General features: G+C 68.4%; 16 protein-coding genes. 5 read left to right on the top strand and 11 right to left on the bottom strand.

Annotation, left to right across the window (positions count from 1 at the left end):
• Positions 1 to 145 precede the first annotated feature (145 nt).
• From QN245_RS03115 to QN245_RS03100, 4 genes are all read right to left on the bottom strand, one after another.
• Positions 146 to 670: a hypothetical protein gene (locus QN245_RS03115; protein WP_160965907.1), complete on the bottom strand. Its 525-nt coding sequence runs from the start codon at positions 668 to 670 to the stop codon at positions 146 to 148.
• 48 nt (positions 671 to 718) lie between these two features.
• Positions 719 to 1,012 carry a LysM peptidoglycan-binding domain-containing protein gene (locus QN245_RS03110; RefSeq protein WP_160965905.1) on the bottom strand — a complete coding sequence of 98 codons (294 nt, stop codon included), beginning with the start codon at positions 1,010 to 1,012 and terminating at the stop codon, positions 719 to 721.
• Between the two features lie 255 nt (positions 1,013 to 1,267).
• The gene (gene queF / locus QN245_RS03105; RefSeq protein WP_184447309.1) at positions 1,268 to 2,086 is read right to left on the bottom strand and encodes an NADPH-dependent 7-cyano-7-deazaguanine reductase QueF; all 819 of its coding nucleotides are present in this window, start codon (positions 2,084 to 2,086) and stop codon (positions 1,268 to 1,270) included.
• Between the two features lie 451 nt (positions 2,087 to 2,537).
• Positions 2,538 to 3,842 carry a M20 family metallopeptidase gene (locus QN245_RS03100; protein WP_184646175.1) on the bottom strand — a complete coding sequence of 435 codons (1,305 nt, stop codon included), beginning with the start codon at positions 3,840 to 3,842 and terminating at the stop codon, positions 2,538 to 2,540.
• Positions 3,843 to 4,128: 286 nt separating this feature from the next.
• Here QN245_RS03100 and QN245_RS03095 point away from each other — a divergent pair, with 286 nt between their 5' ends.
• From QN245_RS03095 to QN245_RS03085, 3 genes are all read left to right on the top strand, one after another.
• Positions 4,129 to 5,373, top strand: coding sequence for an efflux RND transporter periplasmic adaptor subunit (locus QN245_RS03095; RefSeq protein ID WP_184447311.1), 1,245 nt, complete (start codon positions 4,129 to 4,131; stop codon positions 5,371 to 5,373).
• A 191-nt stretch (positions 5,374 to 5,564) separates the two neighbouring features.
• Positions 5,565 to 8,798, top strand: coding sequence for an efflux RND transporter permease subunit (locus tag QN245_RS03090; protein ID WP_160969319.1), 3,234 nt, complete (start codon positions 5,565 to 5,567; stop codon positions 8,796 to 8,798).
• A 155-nt stretch (positions 8,799 to 8,953) separates the two neighbouring features.
• Complete coding sequence (locus QN245_RS03085; RefSeq protein ID WP_317844535.1) at positions 8,954 to 12,073, top strand: efflux RND transporter permease subunit; 3,120 nt, start codon at positions 8,954 to 8,956, stop codon at positions 12,071 to 12,073.
• A gap of 124 nt (positions 12,074 to 12,197) precedes the next feature.
• On the opposite strand, the gene QN245_RS03080 is transcribed toward QN245_RS03085, so the two are convergent.
• The gene (locus QN245_RS03080) at positions 12,198 to 12,872 is read right to left on the bottom strand and encodes a lectin (RefSeq protein ID WP_317844534.1); all 675 of its coding nucleotides are present in this window, start codon (positions 12,870 to 12,872) and stop codon (positions 12,198 to 12,200) included.
• 221 nt (positions 12,873 to 13,093) lie between these two features.
• Here QN245_RS03080 and QN245_RS03075 point away from each other — a divergent pair, with 221 nt between their 5' ends.
• Positions 13,094 to 13,600 carry a hypothetical protein gene (locus QN245_RS03075; protein ID WP_317844533.1) on the top strand — a complete coding sequence of 169 codons (507 nt, stop codon included), beginning with the start codon at positions 13,094 to 13,096 and terminating at the stop codon, positions 13,598 to 13,600.
• Positions 13,601 to 13,678: 78 nt separating this feature from the next.
• Here QN245_RS03075 and hmgA read toward each other — a convergent pair whose 3' ends face one another.
• From hmgA to hppD, 3 genes are all read right to left on the bottom strand, one after another.
• Positions 13,679 to 14,977 (bottom strand): homogentisate 1,2-dioxygenase, encoded by a 1,299-nt coding sequence (gene hmgA / locus QN245_RS03070; protein WP_317844532.1) that lies wholly within the window; start codon positions 14,975 to 14,977, stop codon positions 13,679 to 13,681.
• Between the two features lie 18 nt (positions 14,978 to 14,995).
• Positions 14,996 to 15,388: an endonuclease domain-containing protein gene (locus QN245_RS03065; protein WP_317844531.1), complete on the bottom strand. Its 393-nt coding sequence runs from the start codon at positions 15,386 to 15,388 to the stop codon at positions 14,996 to 14,998.
• A gap of 126 nt (positions 15,389 to 15,514) precedes the next feature.
• Positions 15,515 to 16,627: a 4-hydroxyphenylpyruvate dioxygenase gene (hppD, locus tag QN245_RS03060; protein ID WP_425612906.1), complete on the bottom strand. Its 1,113-nt coding sequence runs from the start codon at positions 16,625 to 16,627 to the stop codon at positions 15,515 to 15,517.
• A gap of 136 nt (positions 16,628 to 16,763) precedes the next feature.
• On the opposite strand from hppD, the gene QN245_RS03055 reads away from it, so the two are divergent.
• Positions 16,764 to 17,246 (top strand): MarR family winged helix-turn-helix transcriptional regulator, encoded by a 483-nt coding sequence (locus QN245_RS03055; RefSeq protein ID WP_160969329.1) that lies wholly within the window; start codon positions 16,764 to 16,766, stop codon positions 17,244 to 17,246.
• Between the two features lie 127 nt (positions 17,247 to 17,373).
• Here QN245_RS03055 and QN245_RS03050 read toward each other — a convergent pair whose 3' ends face one another.
• The 3 genes from QN245_RS03050 to QN245_RS03040 all read right to left on the bottom strand — a co-directional run bounded on the left by QN245_RS03050 (position 17,374) and on the right by QN245_RS03040 (position 20,713).
• The gene (locus tag QN245_RS03050) at positions 17,374 to 17,976 is read right to left on the bottom strand and encodes a thioredoxin family protein (RefSeq protein ID WP_317844530.1); all 603 of its coding nucleotides are present in this window, start codon (positions 17,974 to 17,976) and stop codon (positions 17,374 to 17,376) included.
• Between the two features lie 10 nt (positions 17,977 to 17,986).
• Positions 17,987 to 19,510 carry a peptide MFS transporter gene (locus QN245_RS03045; protein ID WP_160969333.1) on the bottom strand — a complete coding sequence of 508 codons (1,524 nt, stop codon included), beginning with the start codon at positions 19,508 to 19,510 and terminating at the stop codon, positions 17,987 to 17,989.
• A gap of 291 nt (positions 19,511 to 19,801) precedes the next feature.
• Positions 19,802 to 20,713 (bottom strand): tryptophan 2,3-dioxygenase, encoded by a 912-nt coding sequence (locus QN245_RS03040; protein ID WP_317844529.1) that lies wholly within the window; start codon positions 20,711 to 20,713, stop codon positions 19,802 to 19,804.
• Positions 20,714 to 20,754 lie beyond the last annotated feature (41 nt).

Here is a 20,754-nt window from a genome sequence, read left to right as displayed (position 1 = left end):
TGGCACGCCGATGTGGGCGGCCTGCGCTGGGACGCTCCCATCGCACCATGCATAAAAAAGGCGCAGCCTCGCGGCTGCGCCAGCGTGCCGCACGTGCCGGGAGAGAGGCGGCGCGTGCGACGCGTGACCGGGACTCAGCCCAGGATCACTTCACCTGGAACGTCTGCGGCGTTCCCGCCGCCTGGCCGTTCACGGTGACCTCGGCCTTGTACTGGCCGGCCGGCCAGCCCTTGGGATTGGTGAACTCGAAGTTGGTGGTGTCCGCACCGCTGGTATTGAGCGTTTCGGTGCGCTCGCCGGCGGTCTGGCCGTCCTGGAACACCAGCTTGGCGCCGACGTTGGCATTGGTGGCCGAGCCCTCGGTCTTCACCGAGACGATGATCTTGTCCTTGCTGGCGAGCGTGGTCAGCGGCGCGACCGACTTGTCCGCGGCGGCGGTGTTGCCGACCGCGACGGCAGCGACATTCACCGCATTGGCACCCGCAGCGGCCGGCGCCGGCTGTTCCGCCGGGGCCGCGGCCGGACCCGGCATCTGCTCGGTGGGGGCGGACGAGGTGGGATCGGACGACACGTGCTGTTCCTGCTCCTGCTTCTTGCAGCCGGCCAGCGCCAGTGCACCCACCAGGGCGATCAGCAGCGGCGAGAACGAGGACATCGAACGGGTTTTCATCGGGACGGGACTCCTGTCGGAAGAGCGGGAATTGGCAATGAGGGCGGGTCAGGCGCCGGCGGGCAGCTTGAGCGTCTGACCGGGATAGATCTTGTCGGGGTCGACGAGCACGTCGCGGTTGGCCTCGAAGATGCGCGTCCAGGCATTGCCGTCGCCGTAATGCAATTTGGCGATCTTGGACAGCGAATCGCCGGGCTTGACCACATACACCTGCTGCACCTGCTCGGCCGTGCTGTCCACCTTGCTCTGCACGTCGGAGAAATCCGCCTTCTGCACGACGTCGGCGGTGGTATCCACCTTGGCGGTGACTGCCGAGAAGTCGGCGCGCTTGTCGCTGTTCATCGCGTGGCTCCCTGCGTGATCGGACGCTGCCACGGTGTCACAGGATTTGTTAAAAAAAGATAGCGCGGCCGTGAACCGCGCGGACGCGGTTCAGGCGCGTAGCGCGCAGCGCATGTGGCGACACGTATTGTCATTCGAGCGATTCGGGACACATGCGCGGGGCGCGCGTCGCAGGCACGCTCAGCAATCCGATCGCATGCGGACCGCAGGCACAGCCTGAGCCGTGCCATGCGGCGAGTACGTCGCCGCGCCTGCCTACTGGCGCAGATCGCGCAGGAAGCTCAGCGGTTCGGCCACATCCGGAGTGGCGCGCCAGGGATTGATGTCCAGGCCGCCGCGGCGGGTATAGCGCGCCTCCACCTGCAGCGACTGCGGGCGGCAGCGCGCCATCAGGTCGTGGAAGATGCGCTCGACGCACTGCTCGTGGAAGCCGGCATGCTCGCGGAAACTGATCAGGTAGCGCAGCAGGCCTTCGCGATCGATGCGGCCGCCGCGATAGCGCAGATGCAGCGAAGCCCAGTCCGGCTGGCCGGTGACCGGGCAATTGGACTTGAGCAAGGCGCTGGTGAGGGTTTCCTCGACCACGTCGCCGGCGGTAGCGGACAGGAAGTCCGGACGCGGCGGGCCGTAGCAATCGATGGCGATGTCCAGCGCGTCCAGCGACTCGCCCTCGCCCAGCGTGTCCATCGGCGGCAGGCCGAACTCCATCGCCACGTCGGCGCCGGCGCGCGCCGACAGGTCGGTGACGATGCAACTGCGCAGCGCTTCGGCGCTGTTGAAGCGCATCGCGTTGAGCGAGTTGAGATAGAGCTTGAGCGACTTGGATTCGATCAGGTTGGGCGAGGCGCACGGCACCTGCAGGGTCGCGGTGGCGACACAAGGCTTGCCCTGCGCATCGAGCCAGCTCAGTTCGTAGGCATGCCAGCGGTCCACGCCGAAAAACGGCAGCGCCGCCGGGTCGAGACCGATCTCGCTGCGTGCCGCGGCACGCGGGATGGGAAACAACAACGCGGGATCGTACTGCGACGGGTAGGCGACCTCGCGGCCGAGGCTGGAATCCTGGGGGGTGTTCATGCGCTGCAGTGTAGCGGGAGCGTTCTGGCTGGGAGGTGTATGGGGCGGGGATTTGGGAGTGGGGATTCGGGATTGGCAGAAGCGAAATCGCGCCTACTGGTATCGAGGTGCTTGCGTCGATTCGGTGCTTCGCGCGTCGCGGCGGAAGCCGCTCCTACAGCTGCAGGGCTCGCAGCAGGCGCGATGAGCGTTGTGGGAGGGACTTCAGTCCCGACTGCTGCCGAAGCAGCACCTCGGTTCAGGGCTTCATGCGTCGCGACTAAAGTCGCTCCTACAGGGAGCGATCGAGCACGGCTCTTGTAGGAGCGGCTTCAGCCGCGACAGCCTTCCCGGTAAAGCCTGTCGCGGCTGAAGCCGCTCCTACGGATGTCCATCCATGCCGGACTTGTGAGCGATTCCGTCCAGGCGCTGCAGCCCCCGCCCTTGCGAATCCCCACTCCCCACTCCCCAATCACTGCTTCAAGTAATCCAACGTCACCTGCAGCATGGCGCGCAGGCCGACGTCCAGGGCAGTCTCGTCGAGCAGGAACTGCGGCGAGTGGTTGCTGGGCGCGGTCGCCGGGTCGATGCCGGGGGCGGTGGCGCCGACGAAGAAGAACATCGACGGCACCTGCTGCGCGTAGTACGAGAAATCCTCCGCGCCCATCTGCAGCGGCGGTTCGTAGACGTTGCCGGCGCCCACCACCGCCTGCAGGCTGGGCAGCATGCGCGCGGTCAGTGCCGGGTCGTTGACCGTGGCCGGGTTGCCGTCCTGGTCGGGCACGTGCGCTTCGGCCTTGGCGCCGTGCGCGGCGGCGGTGTGCTCGGCCACGGTCTTCAGGTCGGCGAAGATCTGCTGGCGCATGCCCTCGTCGAAGGTACGGATGGTGCCGACCATCTCCACGTCGTCGGGAATGATGTTGTAGCGGATGCCGCCCTTGATCGCGCCGAAGCTGAGCACCGCCGGTTGCTTGGACAGGTTGGCGCGGCGGCTGATCACCGTCTGCGCGGCGCCGATCAGGTCGGCGCTGGTCACGATCGGGTCGATGCCGTTCCACGGCGCCGAGCCGTGGGTCTGGCGGCCGATCACCTTGATGCTGAAGCGATCCGAGGCGGCCATCAGCGGGCCGCCGCGCACCGCGATCTTGCCGGCCTGGACGCTGGAGAACACGTGCAGGCCGAACATCGCCTGCGGCTTGAAGTCACGGAACAGGCCTTCCTTGAGCATCAGCGAGGCGCCGCCCTCCTCGTTGCCCGGCGCGCCCTCCTCCGAGGGCTGGAACACCAGCATGACCTCGCCCGGCAGCTGCGCGCGCATCGCCACCAGCGCCTCGGCGACGCCGAGCAGGATCGCGGTATGCGCGTCGTGGCCGCAGGCGTGCATCACCCCCACGGTCTCGCCGCGGTACTCGCCAGTGGCCTTGGAGGCGAACGGCAGGCCGGTCTGCTCGGTCACCGGCAGCGCGTCCATGTCCGCACGCAGGGCGATCTTCGGCCCGGGCAGCGCGCCTTTGACGATCGCCACCACGCCGTGGTGGGCGATGCCGGTCTGCGGCTTCAGGCCGAGCGCGCGCAGCCGCTCGGCGACCTTGGCGGCGGTGCGCTCCTCGCGGTTGGACAGCTCCGGGTGCTGGTGGAAGTCGCGCCGCCATTCCACCACCTTGGCCTGCAACTTGGCCGCGGCGGCCGTCACCTCCGGGCGCTCGGCGCTCTGCGCCCAGGCCAGGGCGGGGACGGCGAACAGCATCGCGGACAGCAGGCGGGACAGGCGCGGCATGGCAGGGCTCCAGGTCGGGACGCAACGGGCGTTCAGTCAATGTAGTGCATCGGCGGCCGGCCGGGGGCGGCCGTGGATCCCGCCGCGGGGAAAAAACCCTTGCGAATCCGTGTCAACCGATGCGCCGCCGGTGCGTTGCGAGAGCGGACGACCAGCCTTGCCCACCCGCGGGGCCTGTCCCTTCAGTCATGGTCCAATCGCAACGCGCCGGCGATATGCTTCCTCGCTCGTCACCAGCCACTGCGGGAGGGCCCTCCACCCCGCCTCGCCACAGGAGTTTCCCCGGATGTCGCGTTTCTGGAAGATTGCGCTGCTGATCCTCGCAGCGGTGGCCCTGGTGGTGGTGGGCACGCGCTTCATGCGCGGCGGTGGGCATCACAAGGGCGGCGGCGCCGGCGACGGCATGGGCGACGACAGCGATGCCACGCCGGTTCCGGTAACGGTGGTCGCCGCGACCAGCCAGACGGTGCCGATCTACGCCACCGCCACCGGCACCGTGACCGCGCTGAGCACCGTCACCGTCAACCCGCAGGTCAGCGGCCAGCTGATGAGCCTGAATTTCCGCGAAGGCCAGGAAGTGAAGAAGGGCGAGCTGCTCGCGCAGATCGACCCGCGCTCGCTGCAGGCCAGCTACGACCAGGCCGCGGCGAGCAAGCGCCAGAACCAGGCGCTGCTGGCCACCGCGCGTTCCACCTTCCAGCGCTCCGACTCGCCGGCCTACCGCCAGTACGTGGCCAAGACCGACCTGGACACCCAGCGCAACCAGGTGGCGCAGTACGAAGCGGCGGTCGCCGCCAACGACGCGCAGATGCGCGCGGCGCAGGTGGAGCTGCAGTACACCCGCATCCTCGCCCCCAGCGACGGCATCGCCGGCATCCGCGGGGTGGACGTGGGCAACATCGTCAGCACCAGCAGCAGCATCGTCACCATCACCCAGGTGCATCCGATCTACGTGATCTTCAACCTGCCGGAGATCCAGCTGCAGGACGTGCGCCAGGCGCAGGCGGCGGCGCCGCTGCCGGTGGCCGCGCTGGACCGCACCGACGCGCATCCGATCGCCAGCGACGGCCAGGTCGACGTGATCGACAACCAGATCAGCGCCGACACCGGCACCTTCAAGGTCCGCGCGGTGTTCCCGAACGACGACCGCGCGCTGTGGCCGGGCCAGTTCGTCAACGTGCGCCTGACCCTGCGCACCGTGGCCGACGGCGTGGTGGTGCCGACCCAGGCGGTGCAGCGCGGCCCCAACGGCGACTACGTGTACGTGGTGCAGGCCGACAACACGGTCAAGATGCAGACGGTCAAGCAGGGCGCGGAAGTGGGAGACAGCCAGGTGCAGCTCACCGAAGGCCTGAAGGCCGGCGAGCGGGTGGTCACCGAGGGCCAGTTCCGGCTCAAGCCCGGCACCAAGGTGACCGCGCTGAAGCCGGGCGAGGCGCCGCCGGAGCCGACCGAGGCCGAGCTGAAGGCCGCCGAAGGCAAGCAGCAGCAGCGCGGCGGCGGACGCCGCGGCGGCGGCGGGCCGCGCTGAGCGCGCTGCGCCAGCAGGCGACGGTAGCCGTGCCGAGCCCGCGTGGCCGGCACGCGCCGGGTCGCCCGCTGGCGGCGGCGTTTCCGTCCCACGTCGCGATCGCGGCACGGGGTCACGGCCGCCGCTGATTCCGCCGTCTTTCCCGGCGCCGGCACGGCCGCGCCGGACTCTCACCAGCAAGGATCTTCCCCGTGGGCTTTTCGACGATCTTCATCCGCCGCCCGATCGCCACCACCTTGCTGATGGCAGGCGTGCTGCTGCTCGGCATCCTCGGCTACCGGCAGCTGCCGGTATCGGCGCTGCCGGAAATCGACGCGCCCAGCCTGGTGGTGACCACGCAGTACCCCGGCGCCAACGCCAGCACCATGGCCTCGCTGGTGACCACGCCGCTGGAGCGGCAGCTCGGGCAGATCTCCGGGCTGCAGATGATGACCTCCGACTCGTCGGCCGGGCTGTCCACGATCGTGCTGCAGTTCGCGATGGACCGCGACATCGATATCGCCGCGCAGGACGTGCAGGCGGCGATCCGCCAGTCCACCCTGCCCTCCTCGCTGCCCTACCAGCCGGTCTACAACCGGGTGAACCCGGCCGACGCGGCGATCCTCACCCTCAAGCTCAGCTCCGACACGCTGCCGCTGCGCGACGTCAACAACTACGCCGACTCGATCCTGGCCCAGCGCCTGTCGCAGGTGCCGGGCGTGGGCCTGGTCTCGATCGCCGGCAACGTGCGCCCGGCGGTGCGCATCCAGGTCAATCCGGCGCAGCTGTCGAACATGGGCCTGACCATGGAGGCGCTGCGCAGCGCGCTGACCCAGACCAACGTCAACGCGCCGAAGGGCTCGCTCAACGGCAAGACCCAGTCCTACAGCATCGGCACCAACGACCAGCTGTCCAGCGCCGCCGAGTACCGCGACACCGTCATCAGCTACAAGAACGGCGCACCGGTGCGGCTGTCGGACGTGGCCAAGGTGGTGGACGGGGTGGAGAACGACCAGCTCGCCGCCTGGGCCGACGGCAAGCCGGCGGTGCTGTTGGAAGTGCGCCGCCAGCCCGGCGCCAACATCGTGCAGACGGTGGAGCAGATCCGCGCGATCCTGCCGCAGCTACAAGGCGTGTTGCCGGCCGGCGTGCACCTGGACGTGTTCTCCGACCGCACCGAGACCATCCGCGCCTCGGTGCACGAGGTCAAGTTCACCCTGATCCTGACCATCGGCCTGGTGGTGGCGGTGATCTTCGTGTTCCTGCGCCGGCTGTGGGCCACGGTGATCCCGTCGGTGGCGGTGCCGCTGTCGCTGGCCGGCACCTTCGCGGTGATGGCCTTCGCCGGCATGTCGCTGGACAACCTGTCGCTGATGGCGCTGGTGGTGGCCACCGGCTTCGTGGTCGACGATGCGATCGTGATGATCGAGAACATCGTGCGCTACATCGAGCAGGGCAAGAGCGGCCGCGAGGCCGCGGAGATCGGCGCACGCCAGATCGGCTTCACCGTGCTGTCGCTGACCGTGTCGCTGGTGGCGGTGTTCCTGCCGCTGATCCTGATGCCAGGCGTCACCGGCCGCCTGTTCCACGAGTTCGCCTGGGTGCTGAGCATCGCGGTGGTGATCTCGATGCTGGTGTCGCTGACGCTCACGCCGATGATGTGCGCCTACCTGCTCAAGCCCGACGCTCTGCCCGAGGGCGAGGACGCGCACGAGCGGGCGGCGGCGGCCGGCAAGACCACGCTGTGGTCGCGCACCGTGGCGCTGTACGAGCGCAGCCTGGACTGGGTGCTGGGCCACCAGAAGCTGACCCTGCTGGTGGCGCTGGCGACCATGGTGCTGACCGTGCTGCTGTACGTGGTGATCCCCAAGGGCCTGCTGCCCGAGCAGGACACCGGGCTGATCACCGGCGTGGTCCAGGCCGACCAGAACGTGGCGTTCCCGCAGATGGAGCAGCGCACCCAGGCGGTGGCCGAGGCGCTGCGCCGCGACCCGGCGGTGACAGGCGTGGCCGCCTTCATCGGCGCCGGCTCGATGAACCCCACCCTCAACCAGGGCCAGCTCAGCATCGTGCTGAAGCCGCGCAGCGACCGCGACAGCCTGGAAGACGTGATGCCGCGGCTGCAGAAGGCGGTGGCCGGACTGCCCGGCGTGGCGCTGTACCTGAAGCCGGTACAGGACGTGACCCTGGATACGCGCGTGGCCGCCACCGAGTACCAGTACTCGCTCTCCGACGTGGACAGCGCCGAACTGGCGACCCAGGCCACGCGCCTGACCGAGGCGCTGCGCAAGCGCCCGGAACTGGCCGACGTGGACAACAACCTGGCCAACCAGGGCCGCGCGCTGGAACTGCGCGTGGACCGCGACAAGGCCAGCGCCCTCGGCGTGCCGATGCAGACCATCGACGACACGCTGTACGACGCTTTCGGCCAGCGCCAGATCTCCACCATCTTCACCCAGCTCAACCAGTACCGCGTGGTGCTGGAAGTGGCGCCGGAATTCCGCACCAGCACCGCGCTGCTGAATCAACTGGCGGTGGCCAGCAACGGCAGCGGCGCGCTGACCGCCAGCAACGCCACCAGCTTCGGCCAGACCACCTCCAGCAACTCCTCCACCGCCACCGGCATCGGCGCGCAGAACACCGGCATCACCGTCGGCAGCGGCGGCACGGTACCGCTGGCGGCGGTGGCCGAGGCCAAGCAGTCGACCACGCCGCTGGTGGTCAGCCACCAGCAGCAGCTGCCGGCGGTGACGGTGTCGTTCAACCTGGCGCCGGGCTACTCGCTGTCGCAGGCGGTGTCGGCGATCGAGGAGACCCGCGCGCAGCTGCAACTGCCGCCGCAGTTGCATGCAGAGTTCATCGGCAAGGCCGCCGAGTTCACCGGCAGCCAGACCGACGTGGTGTGGCTGCTGCTGGCCTCGGTGGTGCTGATCTACATCGTGCTGGGCGTGCTCTACGAGAGCTACATCCACCCGCTGACCATCATCTCCACGTTGCCGCCGGCCGGCGTCGGCGCGCTGCTGGCGCTGATGCTGTGCGGACTGAGCCTGTCGGTGGACGGCATCGTCGGCATCGTGCTGCTGATCGGCATCGTCAAGAAGAACGCGATCATGATGATCGACTTCGCGATCGACGCGCGCCGCGAGGGCGCCAGCGCCCACGACGCGATCCGCCGCGCCTGCCTGCTGCGCTTCCGCCCGATCATGATGACCACCGCCGCGGCCATGCTCGGCGCGCTGCCACTGGCGCTGGGCGACGGCATCGGCTCGGAACTGCGCCGCCCGCTGGGCATCTCCATCGTCGGCGGCCTGCTGCTGTCGCAGTTGGTCACCCTGTACACCACGCCGGTGATCTACCTGTACATGGAACGCGCCTCCGAGCGCGTGCGCGCCTGGCGCGAGCGCCGCGCGGCGCGGCATGCGACGGCGGCGGAGGGGCGGGCGTGAAGCACCGGGATTGGGGATTGGGGATTGGGCAGTGGCGCATCGTGGCGCGCGTGCGGCGTCGGGTTTCCGGGCATCCCACATGGAGTCACTGAGCCAGTAGCGCGCGGGAATGCCGCTTCCCGAATCCCCAATCCCGAATTCCCAATCCCGGCCCCATGAACATCTCCGCGCCCTTCATCCGCCGCCCCATCGGCACCGCGCTGCTGGCCATCGGCCTGTTCGTGATCGGCATGATGTGCTACCTGCGCCTGGGCGTGGCGGCGCTGCCGAACATCTCGATCCCGGTGATCTTCGTACAGGCCAGCCAGGCCGGCGCCGACGCCGCGACCATGGCGTCCACGGTCACCGCGCCGCTGGAACGGCACCTGGGCCAGGTGCCCGGCATCGACACCATGCGTTCCTCCAGTTCGGAGGGGAACAGCCAGGTGTTCATGGTGTTCCAGAGCAACCGCAACATCGACTCGGCGGCACAGGACGTGGAGAGCGCGATCAACGCCGCGCAGGCCGACCTGCCCTCCGGCCTGGCCACGCCGCGCTACCAGAAGGCCAATCCCAACGACGATCCGGTCATCGCCATCGCCCTGACCTCCGAGACGCAATCGGCCGACGAGCTGTACAACGTCGCCGATTCGCTGCTGGCGCAGCGCCTGCGGCAGATCAGCGGCGTGGCCTCGGTGGACATCGGCGGCGCCTCCACGCCGGCGGTGCGGGTGGACGTGAACCTGCGCGCGCTCAACGCCATGGGCCTGACCCCGGACGACCTGCGCAATGCGGTGCGCGCGGCCAACGTCACCTCGCCCACCGGCTTCCTCAGCGACGGCGCCACCACCACCGCCATCGTCGCCAACGATGCGGTGGCCAAGGCCGCCGACTTCGGCCAGGTGGTGATCAGCCAGCAGCAGGGCCGCACGGTGCGCCTGCGCGACATCGCCAACGTCTACGACGGCCAGCAGGACGCCTACCAGGCGGCCTGGTTCGGCGGCAAGCCGGCGGTGGTGATGTATGTGTTCACCCGTGCCGGCGCCAACATCGTGGAGACGGTGGATCGGGTCAAGGCCGAGATCCCGATGCTGCGCACCTATCTGCAGCCCGGCACCAAGATGACGGCGTACTTCGACCGTACCCCGACCATCCGCGCCTCGCTCAACGAGGTGCAGGCCACGCTGATGATCAGCCTGGCGATGGTGGTGCTGACCATGGCGCTGTTCCTGCGCCGCCTGGCGCCCACGCTGATCGCTGCGGCCACCGTGCCGCTGTCGCTGGCCGGCGCGGCGCTGGCGATGCACGTGATGGGCTTCACCCTCAACAACCTGAGCCTGCTGGCGCTGGTGATCGCGATCGGCTTCGTCGTCGACGATGCGATCGTGGTCATCGAGAACATCATGCGCCACCTCGACGAGGGCATGTCGCGGCTGGATGCGGCGCTGGCCGGCGCGCGCGAGATCGGCTTCACCATCGTCTCGATCACCGCCTCGCTGGTGGCGGTGTTCATTCCGATCCTGTTCGCCAGCGGCATGATCGGAGTGTTCTTCCGCGAGTTCACCGTCACCCTGGTCGCGGCGATCTGCGTCTCGGCAGTGGTCTCGCTCACACTGACCCCGGCGTTGTGCAGCCGCTTCCTGTCCGCGCACGCCGAGCCGGAACAACCCGGCCGCTTCGGCGCCTGGCTGGAGCGCATGCACGAGCGCATGCTGCGCGTGTACACCGTGGCCCTGGACTTCTCGCTGCGCCACGCGCTGCTGCTGGCGCTGACCCCGCTGCTGCTGATCGTGGCCACGGTGTTCCTGGCCGGCGCGGTCAAGAAGGGCTCGTTCCCGGCGCAGGACACCGGCCTGATCTGGGGCCGCGCCACCTCCAGCGCCACCGTGTCCTTCGCCGACATGGTCAGTCGCCAGCGCCGCATCACCGACATGCTGATGTCCGACCCGGCGGTGAAGATCGTCGGCGCGCGCCTGGGCAGCAGCCGCCAGGGCTCCAGCGCCAGCTTCAACATCGAACTCAAGCGCCGCGACGAAGGCCGCACCGAGACCACCGCCGAGGTCCTGGCGCGGCTCAGCGCCAAGGCCGACCGCTACCCGGACCTGCAACTGCGCCTGCGCGCGATCCAGGACCTGCCCAGCGACGGCGGCGGCGGCACCAGCCAGGGCGCGCAGTACCGCGTCTCGCTGCAGGGCAACGACAACGCGCAATTGCAGGAGTGGCTGCCCAAGCTGCAGGCCGCGCTGAAGCAGAACCCGAAGCTGCGCGATGTCGGCACCGACGTGGACAACGCCGGCCTGCGCCAGAACATCGTCATCGACCGCGCTCTGGCCGCACGCCTGGGCGTATCGGTCGGCGCCATCGACGGCGCGCTGTACGGTGCGTTCGGCCAGCGCCAGATCTCCACCATCTACTCCGATCTCAACCAGTACAGCGTGGTGGTCAACGCGCTGCCGGACCAGACCGCCACGCCGGCGGCGCTGGACCGCATCTACGTGCCCACCCGCAACGGCACGATGATCCCGCTGACCGCGGTGGCGCACCAGGTGCCGGGCCTGGCGCCGTCGCAGATCACGCACATGAACCAATACACGACGATGGATCTGAGCTACAACCTGGCGCCGGGCGTGAGCACCGGCGAGGGCGATGCGATCATCAAGGCCACGGTCGACGGGCTGCGCATGCCCGGCGACATCCGCATCGCCGACGGCGGCGGCTTCGGTGTGCAGCTGCAGCCGAATTCGATGCTGGTACTGGTGCTGGCTGCGATCGTGGTGGTCTACATCGTGCTGGGCATGCTCTACGAGAGCCTGGTGCACCCGGTGACCATCCTGTCCACGCTACCGGCGGCGGGCATGGGCGCGTTGCTGGCGCTGTGGGTCACCGGCACCGAGCTGTCGGTGATCTCGATGATCGCGCTGGTGCTGCTGATCGGCATCGTCAAGAAGAACGCGATCATGATGATCGACTTCGCCCTGGTCGCCGAGCGCGAGCACGGCAAGACCCCGCTGGAGGCTGCGCGCGAAGCCTGCATCGTGCGCTTCCGCCCGATCATGATGACCACCATGGTGGCGATCCTGGCCGCGGTCCCGCTGGCGGTGGGCCTGGGCGAAGGCTCGGAACTGCGCCGCCCGCTCGGCATCGCGATGATCGGCGGCCTGCTGATCTCGCAGAGCCTGACCCTGCTCAGCACCCCGGCGCTGTACGTGATCTTCTCCTGCCTGCGCGAACGCTGGTACGCGCGCCGTGCACGCCGGCGCGAGCGCCGCCAGCTTGCTGCGGGGATTCGGAATTAGGGATTTGAGATTCGCAAAAGCGGGTGTCCGTACGGCGTTAGGGCTGGCGTGATCCGCTGTGCCTCAAGCGCTCGATAGAGCCGCCTTTACGAATCCCCAATCCCGACTCCCCAATCCCCGCACCTCAGCCACACCCCTCCACGTAATCCACCTGCGGCGGCAGGCCCACGCGCCAGGCGACGGCCTTGCCGGCCGCGTCGGTCTCGAACACCAGCACACCGGGCTGGCCGGCCTCGCCGCGCACGCGCAGCACCTTGGCGCCCTCCACGTACTTGTGCGGCTGCTCCTCCAAGCGGCCGGCGTACAGCGCGCGCAGTTGCGCCAGGTCCATGCCGACCTTGCCGCCACCCGGTGCGGTTTCCTTGGCGGTGCGCACGTCGTAGCGCACCAGCTTGTCGCCTTCGACCATCAGGCCGAACTGGTTGTTGTCCTTGGCCCAGCGCGGACGCAGCACGTGGCAACTGCTGCCGGCACTGGGCTGGCCATCGAGTTCGCCGCCCCAGGCGGCGCGCGCCTGCGCCACTGGCATGCCCAGGCGCAGATCGCCGTAGCCGTCGATGCGCGCCAGTTGCCGGTCGCCCGCGGCCAGTTCCGGCGGGAGCGCCGAGGCCGGCGCCTGCGCCGGCGGCACGTCGCCGTCGGGCTGGTCGATATCCGGCGGCGGCAAGGCGCCATCGTCGGCCGCGGCGGGCGCCGGCGCGGATGGTGCAGGAGGCGTGGCCGGCGACGCGGGCGGCTGCCGGTCGCAGGCCACGAGCGCGAGCAGCAACACCGCCACGCCTGGTTGAATCGGCTTCATCGCACTTCCTCGCTGGACCAGCGCATAGGCTAGCGTGCATGCCATCGCGCTGCACGGCATCACTGCCGCGATGCGCTACCGCACAGGCGCGGCATCCCGGAAAAAGCGTTCGATCAAGTCGATGGCAAGGCGGCTACCGGCACCGACACGCCAGCGCATCGCACCTGTCATCGGCATTTCACCGCAACGGGCCAAACTGCGCGCCTACCGACCCCGCCGCCATGCATCCGCGCAAGACCGCCCTCGCCCTTGCGGCACTGCAATCGCACGATGCGCCGCTGGACATGCGCCAGCGACGCGTGCTGATCCTGGCCGACGGCCAGCGCAGCATCGAGGAACTGGTCACGCTGGGCGGACGCGGTGCCGATGCGATCGTGCAAGCGCTGCTGCAGCAGGGCTACCTAGACGACGGCCGCAGCGTCGCCGCCGCGCCGGTGGCGGCGAGCGCGCCGCCCCCACCGGCCGACCCTCGCCGCGCGCTGCTCAATGCGCGCATGTATCTGCTGGACCTGCTGCAACTGCAGCGCCATCCGGCCTCGCCTGCCCTGCAGTCGCAATTGCGCGCCGCGCGTGAGGAACACGACACCCTGCGCGCGATCGCGCTGGTGCTACGCACGATGCCGGAGATGACCTCCGAGCGCTACGCGCAGCGCATCCGCGAGCGCGTGCTGGAGATCCTGCCGGCATCGCTGCACGGCGCGCTGACGGCCGCGGCGGAGGCCGCCTGAGCGCAGCGCCGCCGTCCATGACGGTGCCAGCGTCGGCAACGGCAACAGCCTGAGCGGCGCGGCCGCGCCGGCGCGTGCTCAGGGCGCGCGGAAGTGCCGGCGCAGGCCCTGCCAGCACTGCTGGTAGTCGCGCTGGCGGTGCGCGGCGTCCAGCGCCTGCGCGGTCGGGCGCAGCACCGCGCGCGTCTCGAACATGAAGGCCATGGTGTCGGCGATGACATCCGGGCGCGACAGGTCGGCCTGCGAGGCCTTGTCGAAGGTGGCCGCGTCCGGCCCGTGTCCGCTCATGCAGTTGTGCAGCGACGCGCCGCCCGGGGCGAAGCCGTCGGCCTTGGCATCGTAGACGCCGTGCACCAGGCCCATGAACTCGCTGGCCACGTTGCGGTGGAACCACGGCGGCCGGAAGGTGTGCTGCGCCACCAGCCAGCGCGGCGGGAAGATCGCGAAATCCATGTTGGCGGTCCCGGGCGTGTCGCTGGGCGCGGTCAGCACGGTGAAGATGCTCGGATCGGGATGATCGAAGCTGATCGAGCCGATGGTGTTGAAGCGGCGCAGGTCGTACTTGTACGGGGCGTAGTTGCCGTGCCAGGCGACCACGTCCAGCGGCGAATGCCCGATCGGCGCGCGCCACAGGTGGCCCTGGAACTTGGCGATCAGTTCGAACTCGCCCTCGTCTTCCTCGTAGGCGGCCACCGGAGTGAGGAAGTCGCGCGGGTTGGCCAGGCCGTTGGCGCCGATCGGCCCCAGGTCCGGCAACCGCAGCAGGCCACCGAAGTTCTCGCACACGTAGCCGCGCGAAGCACCATCGGGCAGCTCCACGCGGAAGCGCACGCCGCGCGGGATCACCGCGATCTCCTGCGGCGCGACCTCCAGCGTGCCCAGTTCGGTGCACAGGCGCAGTTGGCCGAGTTGCGGCACCAACAGCATTTCCGCGTCGGCGTTGTAGAAGAAACGTCCCTGCATCGAGGCGTTGGCCGCATACAGGTGCACCGCCACGCCGTGCTGCGCTTCGGCCGAGCCGTTGCCGGCCATGGCGTACAGACCATCGACGAAGTCCACCGGCGTTTCCGGCAGCGGCAACGGGCTCCAGCGCAACTGGTCCGGCGGCACCGGCCCGCGCTGGAAATCGTTGTGGAACGCGCCGGCGCGCTCGTAGGCGACGAAGCCGCCATGCAGTACCGCCGGGCGGATGCGATACAGCCAGCTGCGGCGGTTGACCCCGCGCGGCGCGGTGAACGCGGTGCCCGACAACTGCTCGGCGTACAGGCCGTGGGCCACGCGCTGCGGCGAGTTCTGCCCGACCGGCAACGCGCCGGGCACCGCTTCGGTGGCGAATTCGTTGCCGAAGCCGGACATGTAGCGATGATGGTCATGCATATGCTTGAGCCTTGGGTATCAAGCCCCTCTCCCACCGGGAGAGGGGTTGGGGTGAGGGTACGGCGCCCCGGTCGCGTCACAAATCGCCTGGATCACGGCATCTCTCGAAAGCAGCACATCGTTGTTCCAGAAGCGAACGATCCGCCAGCCTCGCGATTCGAGCCAACGCGTTCTTGTGACATCGCGTGGTTCGGTGTGTTGCGCACCATCGATTTCGACAATCAGCTTTGCTGACACACAGCAGAAATCAGCGATGTAGGGAGGGATCGGGTACTGCCGCCGGAACTTGAAACCTTGCAACTGCCCACTTCTCAGAGACCTCCACAGTGCGCGCTCGGCATCGGTCATGGTGCGACGTAGCTGGCGTGCGTGTGTCAGCGTGGCTGTGGGTAAAGGCGGCTTGATCGTCATGATCTTTACCGTACCCTCACCCCAACCCCTCTCCCGACGGGAGAGGGGCTACACCGGCTGTCGGAAGTCTCCGCGATGCGCTGTCAGCGTCCGCTCGCTGTCAAAACCTGTTGTCAAAACCCGAAGTCAAAGCACGCCGCGCTTCATCTGGTCGCGCTCGATGCTCTCGAACAGCGCCTTGAAGTTGCCTTCGCCGAAGCCTTCGTTGCCCTTGCGCTGGATGATCTCGAAGAAGATCGGGCCGATGCAGTTCTGGGTGAATATCTGCAGCAGCTTGCGCTGCTTGGTCTCCGCGTCGGCGTCGATCAGGATCTTGTTGCGCGCCAGCCGCGCCACGTCCTCGCCGTGGTTGGGAATGCGCTGGTCGATCACCTCGAAATAGGTGTCCGGCGTATCCAGGAACGCGACGCCGGCCGCGCGCATGCGCTCGACCGTTTCGTAGATGTCGTCGGTGAAGCAGGCGATGTGCTGGATGCCTTCACCGCGATAGGCGTCCAGGTACTCGTTGATCTGGCTCTTCGGATCCGACGATTCGTTGAGCGGGATGCGTACCACGCCGTCCGGCGCGGTCATCGCCTTGGACACCAGGCCGGTCTTGGCGCCCTTGATGTCGAAGTAGCGGATCTCGCGGAAGTTGAACAGGCGCTCGTAGTAATCCGACCAGCGCTGCATGTTGCCGAAGTACAGGTTGTGGGTCAGGTGGTCGATGAAGGTCAGGCCGAAGCCGGCCGGGTGCTGGTCGGCGCCGGGCACCGGCTCGAACTCGGTATACACCGAGCCCTTCTCGCCGTACTGGTCGACCAGGTACAGCATGCAGTCGCCGATGCCCTTGACCACCGGTGCCGGCACCGCGCGGGTGTCGGCCTTGTCGGCGATGGCTTCGCCGCCGTTCTCCAGCACCTTGGCGAACACTTCGTCGGCCGGGTGTTGGAAGCGGATCGCGAAGCCGCAGGCACAGGGGCCATGCGCGGCGGCGAAATCGGCGGCGAACGAATCCGGGTCCTCGTTGACCAGAAAGTTGACCCCGCCCTGGCGGTACACGGTGATCGCGCGCTGGCGATGACGCAGCACCGCGGTGAAACCCATGCTGCGGAAGTACGCGTGCAACTGCTCGCCCTGCCCGGCCGGCGCGGCGAATTCCACGAACTCGAAACCGTCGATGCCCATCGGGTTCTCGAAGGTGGTGACCTGCATGCCGAGGTTGGCGGGCTGCGACGGATGTTGCGGTTGTGCACTCATGACGCGTCTCCTGGAGGACGGGGGTCGCGGCGGCCGGCCGAAATTTCGGGTGCGGACGGACGCCAGACTCGCGAGAATGGCCGTAGTATCCTCCGTTGTAGTTACAAGTGAAACCACCAGCAAGGTGCAATGCAGCATGACGATCGCCACGCCCGCTCCCACGCCCGACTCGCCCTCCCTGGATCTGGAACGGTTCCTGCCGTACCGGATCAGCGTGCTGTCCAACCGGATCAGCAGCAACATCGCCCGCGTCTACGGCGAGCGCTACGGCATGGCGGTGACCGAGTGGCGGGTGATGGCGGTGCTGGCGCTGTACCCGGGGCTGTCGGCCGGTGAGGTCTCCGAGCGCACCGCGATGGACAAGGTGGCGGTGAGCCGGGCGGTGGCGCGGCAGCTGGAGCGCGGTTTCATCCAGCGCGAGACCCATGGCGACGACCGCCGCCGCTCGGTGCTGCACCTGACCCCGGCCGGGGTGGAGGTGTACCAGGTGGTGGCGCCGATGGTGCTGGAGTGCGAACGGCGCCTGCTGGCGCCCTTCAGCGAGGACGAGCAGCGGTTGCTGAACCGGCTGATCGACCGCCTGGCGGCCGAGGGCCTGCCGAGCATGACCGGGCGCTGAGGCGCCGGGGGCCGCGAACGGCGGGCCTTTAAACACCGTAGGAGCGGCTTAAGCCGCGACCGGGCATTCCTAGGAACGCCCGGTCGCGGCTGAAGCCGCTCCTACGGAAACCAGACGCCGCCGCCGCTCAGGGCTTCGGCGGCGCCCACTGCCTCAGGAAGTCCGAGAACTTCTTGCGGTCGTAGCCCTTGTCCTTCTGCAGGTCGCCGACCACCTGCGAATGCAGCAGCTTGCCGTCGGCGTCGAGCACCAGCAGGTGCGGGAAGTCGACGATCTTCGGGTACTGCGCCATGAACGCCTCGTTCTTGTTGGCGTCGCTGACGTTGACCTTGACCCACACGAAGTTGGCGTCGCGGAAGCTGCGCAGTTCCGCATCGCCCTCGATGAAGGTATCCAGGGTGTGGCACCAGTCGCAGGCCTCGTTGCCCACGTCGAGCAGGATGCGCTTGCCGCCGCGCTTGGCCTCGACCATGGCGGTGTCCAGGTCGTCGGCCGGGTTGCGCTGCGGATCGAACTGCGCGCCCAGCGCCTTGGCCGCGGCGATGTCGGCGGCCGCCGGGGTATTGCCCGAGGCCACCGGCTGGTTGGGATCGGCCACCGGCGGCTTCTGCACCGAGGTATCCAGCGGCTTGGCCGGCGCCGGCGCATCGGGCGGTGCCGCCGTCTGGCCACAACCGCTCAGCGCCAGCACCGCCACCAGGGCAGCGCACATCGTCTTGTTCATCAGCATTGCCACGTCCTCACTTCACACCATGCATCAGCTTGCTGATCAACGGCGCGATCAGGAACAGCACCACGCCGGCGCCCAGCAGCGCCCAGAATCCGAAGGTATACCCGCCCAGCGCGGAAGACACGGTCATGCCGCCTTCGCCGCTGACATGGCTGGCGAAGATGCCGGACAGGTTGTTGCCGATGCCGGTGGACAGGAACCAGCCGCCCATGCCGAAACCGACCAGCCGCAGCGGCGCCAGCTTGGTCACCATCGACAACCCGATCGGCGACAGGCACAGCTCGCCCACCGACTGGATGACGTAGACCATGAACAGCGTCCAGAACGGGATCTTGCCGGCGTCGTTGACCAGGCTCGACAGCGCGAACATCAGCAACAGGAAGGCCAGGCCGTTGAACATCAGGCCGAGCGCGAACTTGCGCGAGATCGACGGATTGAAGCGGCCGGCCTTGACCCAGATCCAGGCGATGAGCGGCGCCAGGGTGATGATCGCCAGCGAGTTGACCGATTGGAACCACGCGGTCGGGAAGGTCCAGTCGCCGAACTGGCGGTTGACGATCTCGTCGGCGAGGAAGGTGAAGGAGCTGCCGGCCTGCTCGAAGAACATCCAGAACAGCACGTTGAAGGCGAAGATGATCAGCATCGCGATGACCTTGTCGCGCGCCACCTTGCCGTTGCGGATGCCCTCCACCAGCAGCATGACCGCCAGGGCCACGAACATGGTGCTGAGGATCCACTGCAGCACTTCGGCGCCGGCGGCAAGCGCCAGGTACACCGCCGGGATCGCCACCAGCATGCCCAGCAGCACGTAGACCACGCGCATGCCGCCGGCACCGCCCGGCAACGGCGCGCCGATGCCCTTGAGCTGGCGGCGGCCGAACCAGAACCACACCAGGCTGATCAGCATGCCGATGCCCGAGGCGATGAACACCATCTTGTAGGACGGCATCGCTTCGGTGCCGAACACCTTCTCGGCCAGCTGCTGGGTCAGCCACGGCGCGATCATCGCGCCCAGGTTGATGCCCATGTAGAAGATGGTGAACCCGCTGTCGCGGCGCGGATCGGCGACGCTGTACAGCTTGCCGACCATGGTCGAGATATTGGGTTTGAACAGGCCGTTGCCGACCACCACGGTGGCCAGGCCCAGTTCGAAGATCTGCGGGTTGGGCACGGAGATCAGGAACAGGCCGGCGGCCATGACCGCGGCGCCGACCAGGATCGAGCGCTGGTAGCCGAGCACCCGGTCGGCGATGTAGCCGCCGAAGATCGCCGCTGCGTACACCAGCGCCAGGTAGGCGCCGTAGGTCGCGCTGGCCGAGGCCTGGCCCGTGCCCTGGCCGCCATGGAACTGCGCCACGATGTACAGCACCAGTGCCCAGCGAATGCCGTAGAACGCGAAGCGCTCCCAGAACTCGGTCATGAACAGCATCCACAGGGGACGCGGATGACCCAGCAGGGTCTTGAATTCGGGCGGTTGCGCTGACGGCGGCTGCGGTGAGGCGGGGTGGTTCGACGCGACGACGTCAACGCTCATGCGGTGTTCCCTTGCGTATTCAGGATGGGCTGGGGCGGTGCGTCCGGCCAGGCCGGGCAACGGGCGAGGATCACCGAGCGACGGCGTGGCGTCAAATGCGTGGAGAAGCCGGGACTCGGGACCCGGGGCCCGGGACCCGGAAAAGCGGGACCTCGACAACCAGGGATTCCGGGCGAGAAGGCGATGTCCGCATGCGGTAAGCCAGCGTCCACACGACACGCCACACGGAAAAACGAAAGCCTCCGACGACGCAGCGCAGCAAGGCCGGGCGGCGTCTGACAGCACGCTCCATTACGGAGCTTGCGACGCCCCACCCGGGTCCCGGGTCCCGAGTCCCGCGTCCCGGCTCTCCAGCCCCACCGAGGTGCGAACTTCGAACAGCTCCGGAAAGAAGGTCAGCGCCAGCGCCTGTTGCAGGAAGCCGACGCCGCTGGAGCCGCCGGTGCCGCGCTTGAAGCCGATCACCCGCATCACCGTGCGCATATGGCGGAAGCGCCACAGCTGGAACTGGGTTTCCAGATCCACCAGGTCCTCGCACAGCGCGTACTCGCGCCAGTAGCGGTCGGTGTTCTCGTAGATGCGTTCGAACACCGGGCGCAGCAGCGGGTCGCTGACATGCGGCTGGCGCCAGTCGCGGGCGTGGTACGGCGCCGGCACCGCATGGCCGAAGCGGGCCAGGTAGCGCAGGAACTCCTCGTACAGGCTGGGCGCTTCCAGCACCGACTGCAGCGCCGCCTGGCCCTGCGGGTCGTGGTCGAACACCGGCAGCATCTGCGCGTTCTTGTTGCCGAGCATGAATTCGATGGTGCGGTACTGCAGCGACTGGAACCCGGAGGACGGGCCGAGCACGTCGCGAAAGCCCATGTACTCGGACGGGGTCAGGGTCTCCAGCACCGACCACTGCTCGGTCAGCAGGCGCAGCACCTGCTTGCTGCGCGCCAGCACCTTGCGGCACTGCCAGACCTGATCGCGCTGCAGGTGCGCGATCGCCGCGCCCAGCTCGTGCGCCAGCAGCTTCAGCCACAGCTCGGAGGTCTGGTGCTGGACGATGAACAGCAGTTCGTCGTGGTGCGGCGGGTTCGACAGCGGTTGCTGCGCCGACAGCAGCCGGTCCAGGCGCAGATAGCCGCCATAGGTGAGGCGGCCTTCCAGGTCGGTATGGATGCCGGCTTCAAGCGGGCGCTGGTTCTGTTCGACGGGCATGGGCGGCAGGGGCGTTCCGGGCCGGCAAGGGTACCGCAGCG

The sequence above is a fragment of the Xanthomonas rydalmerensis genome (assembly GCF_033170385.1).
GTDB classification, from domain to species: domain Bacteria; phylum Pseudomonadota; class Gammaproteobacteria; order Xanthomonadales; family Xanthomonadaceae; genus Xanthomonas_A; species Xanthomonas_A rydalmerensis.
Note: the sequence above shows the minus strand (reverse complement) of the source record. Positions and strands in the feature narration are given on the sequence as shown.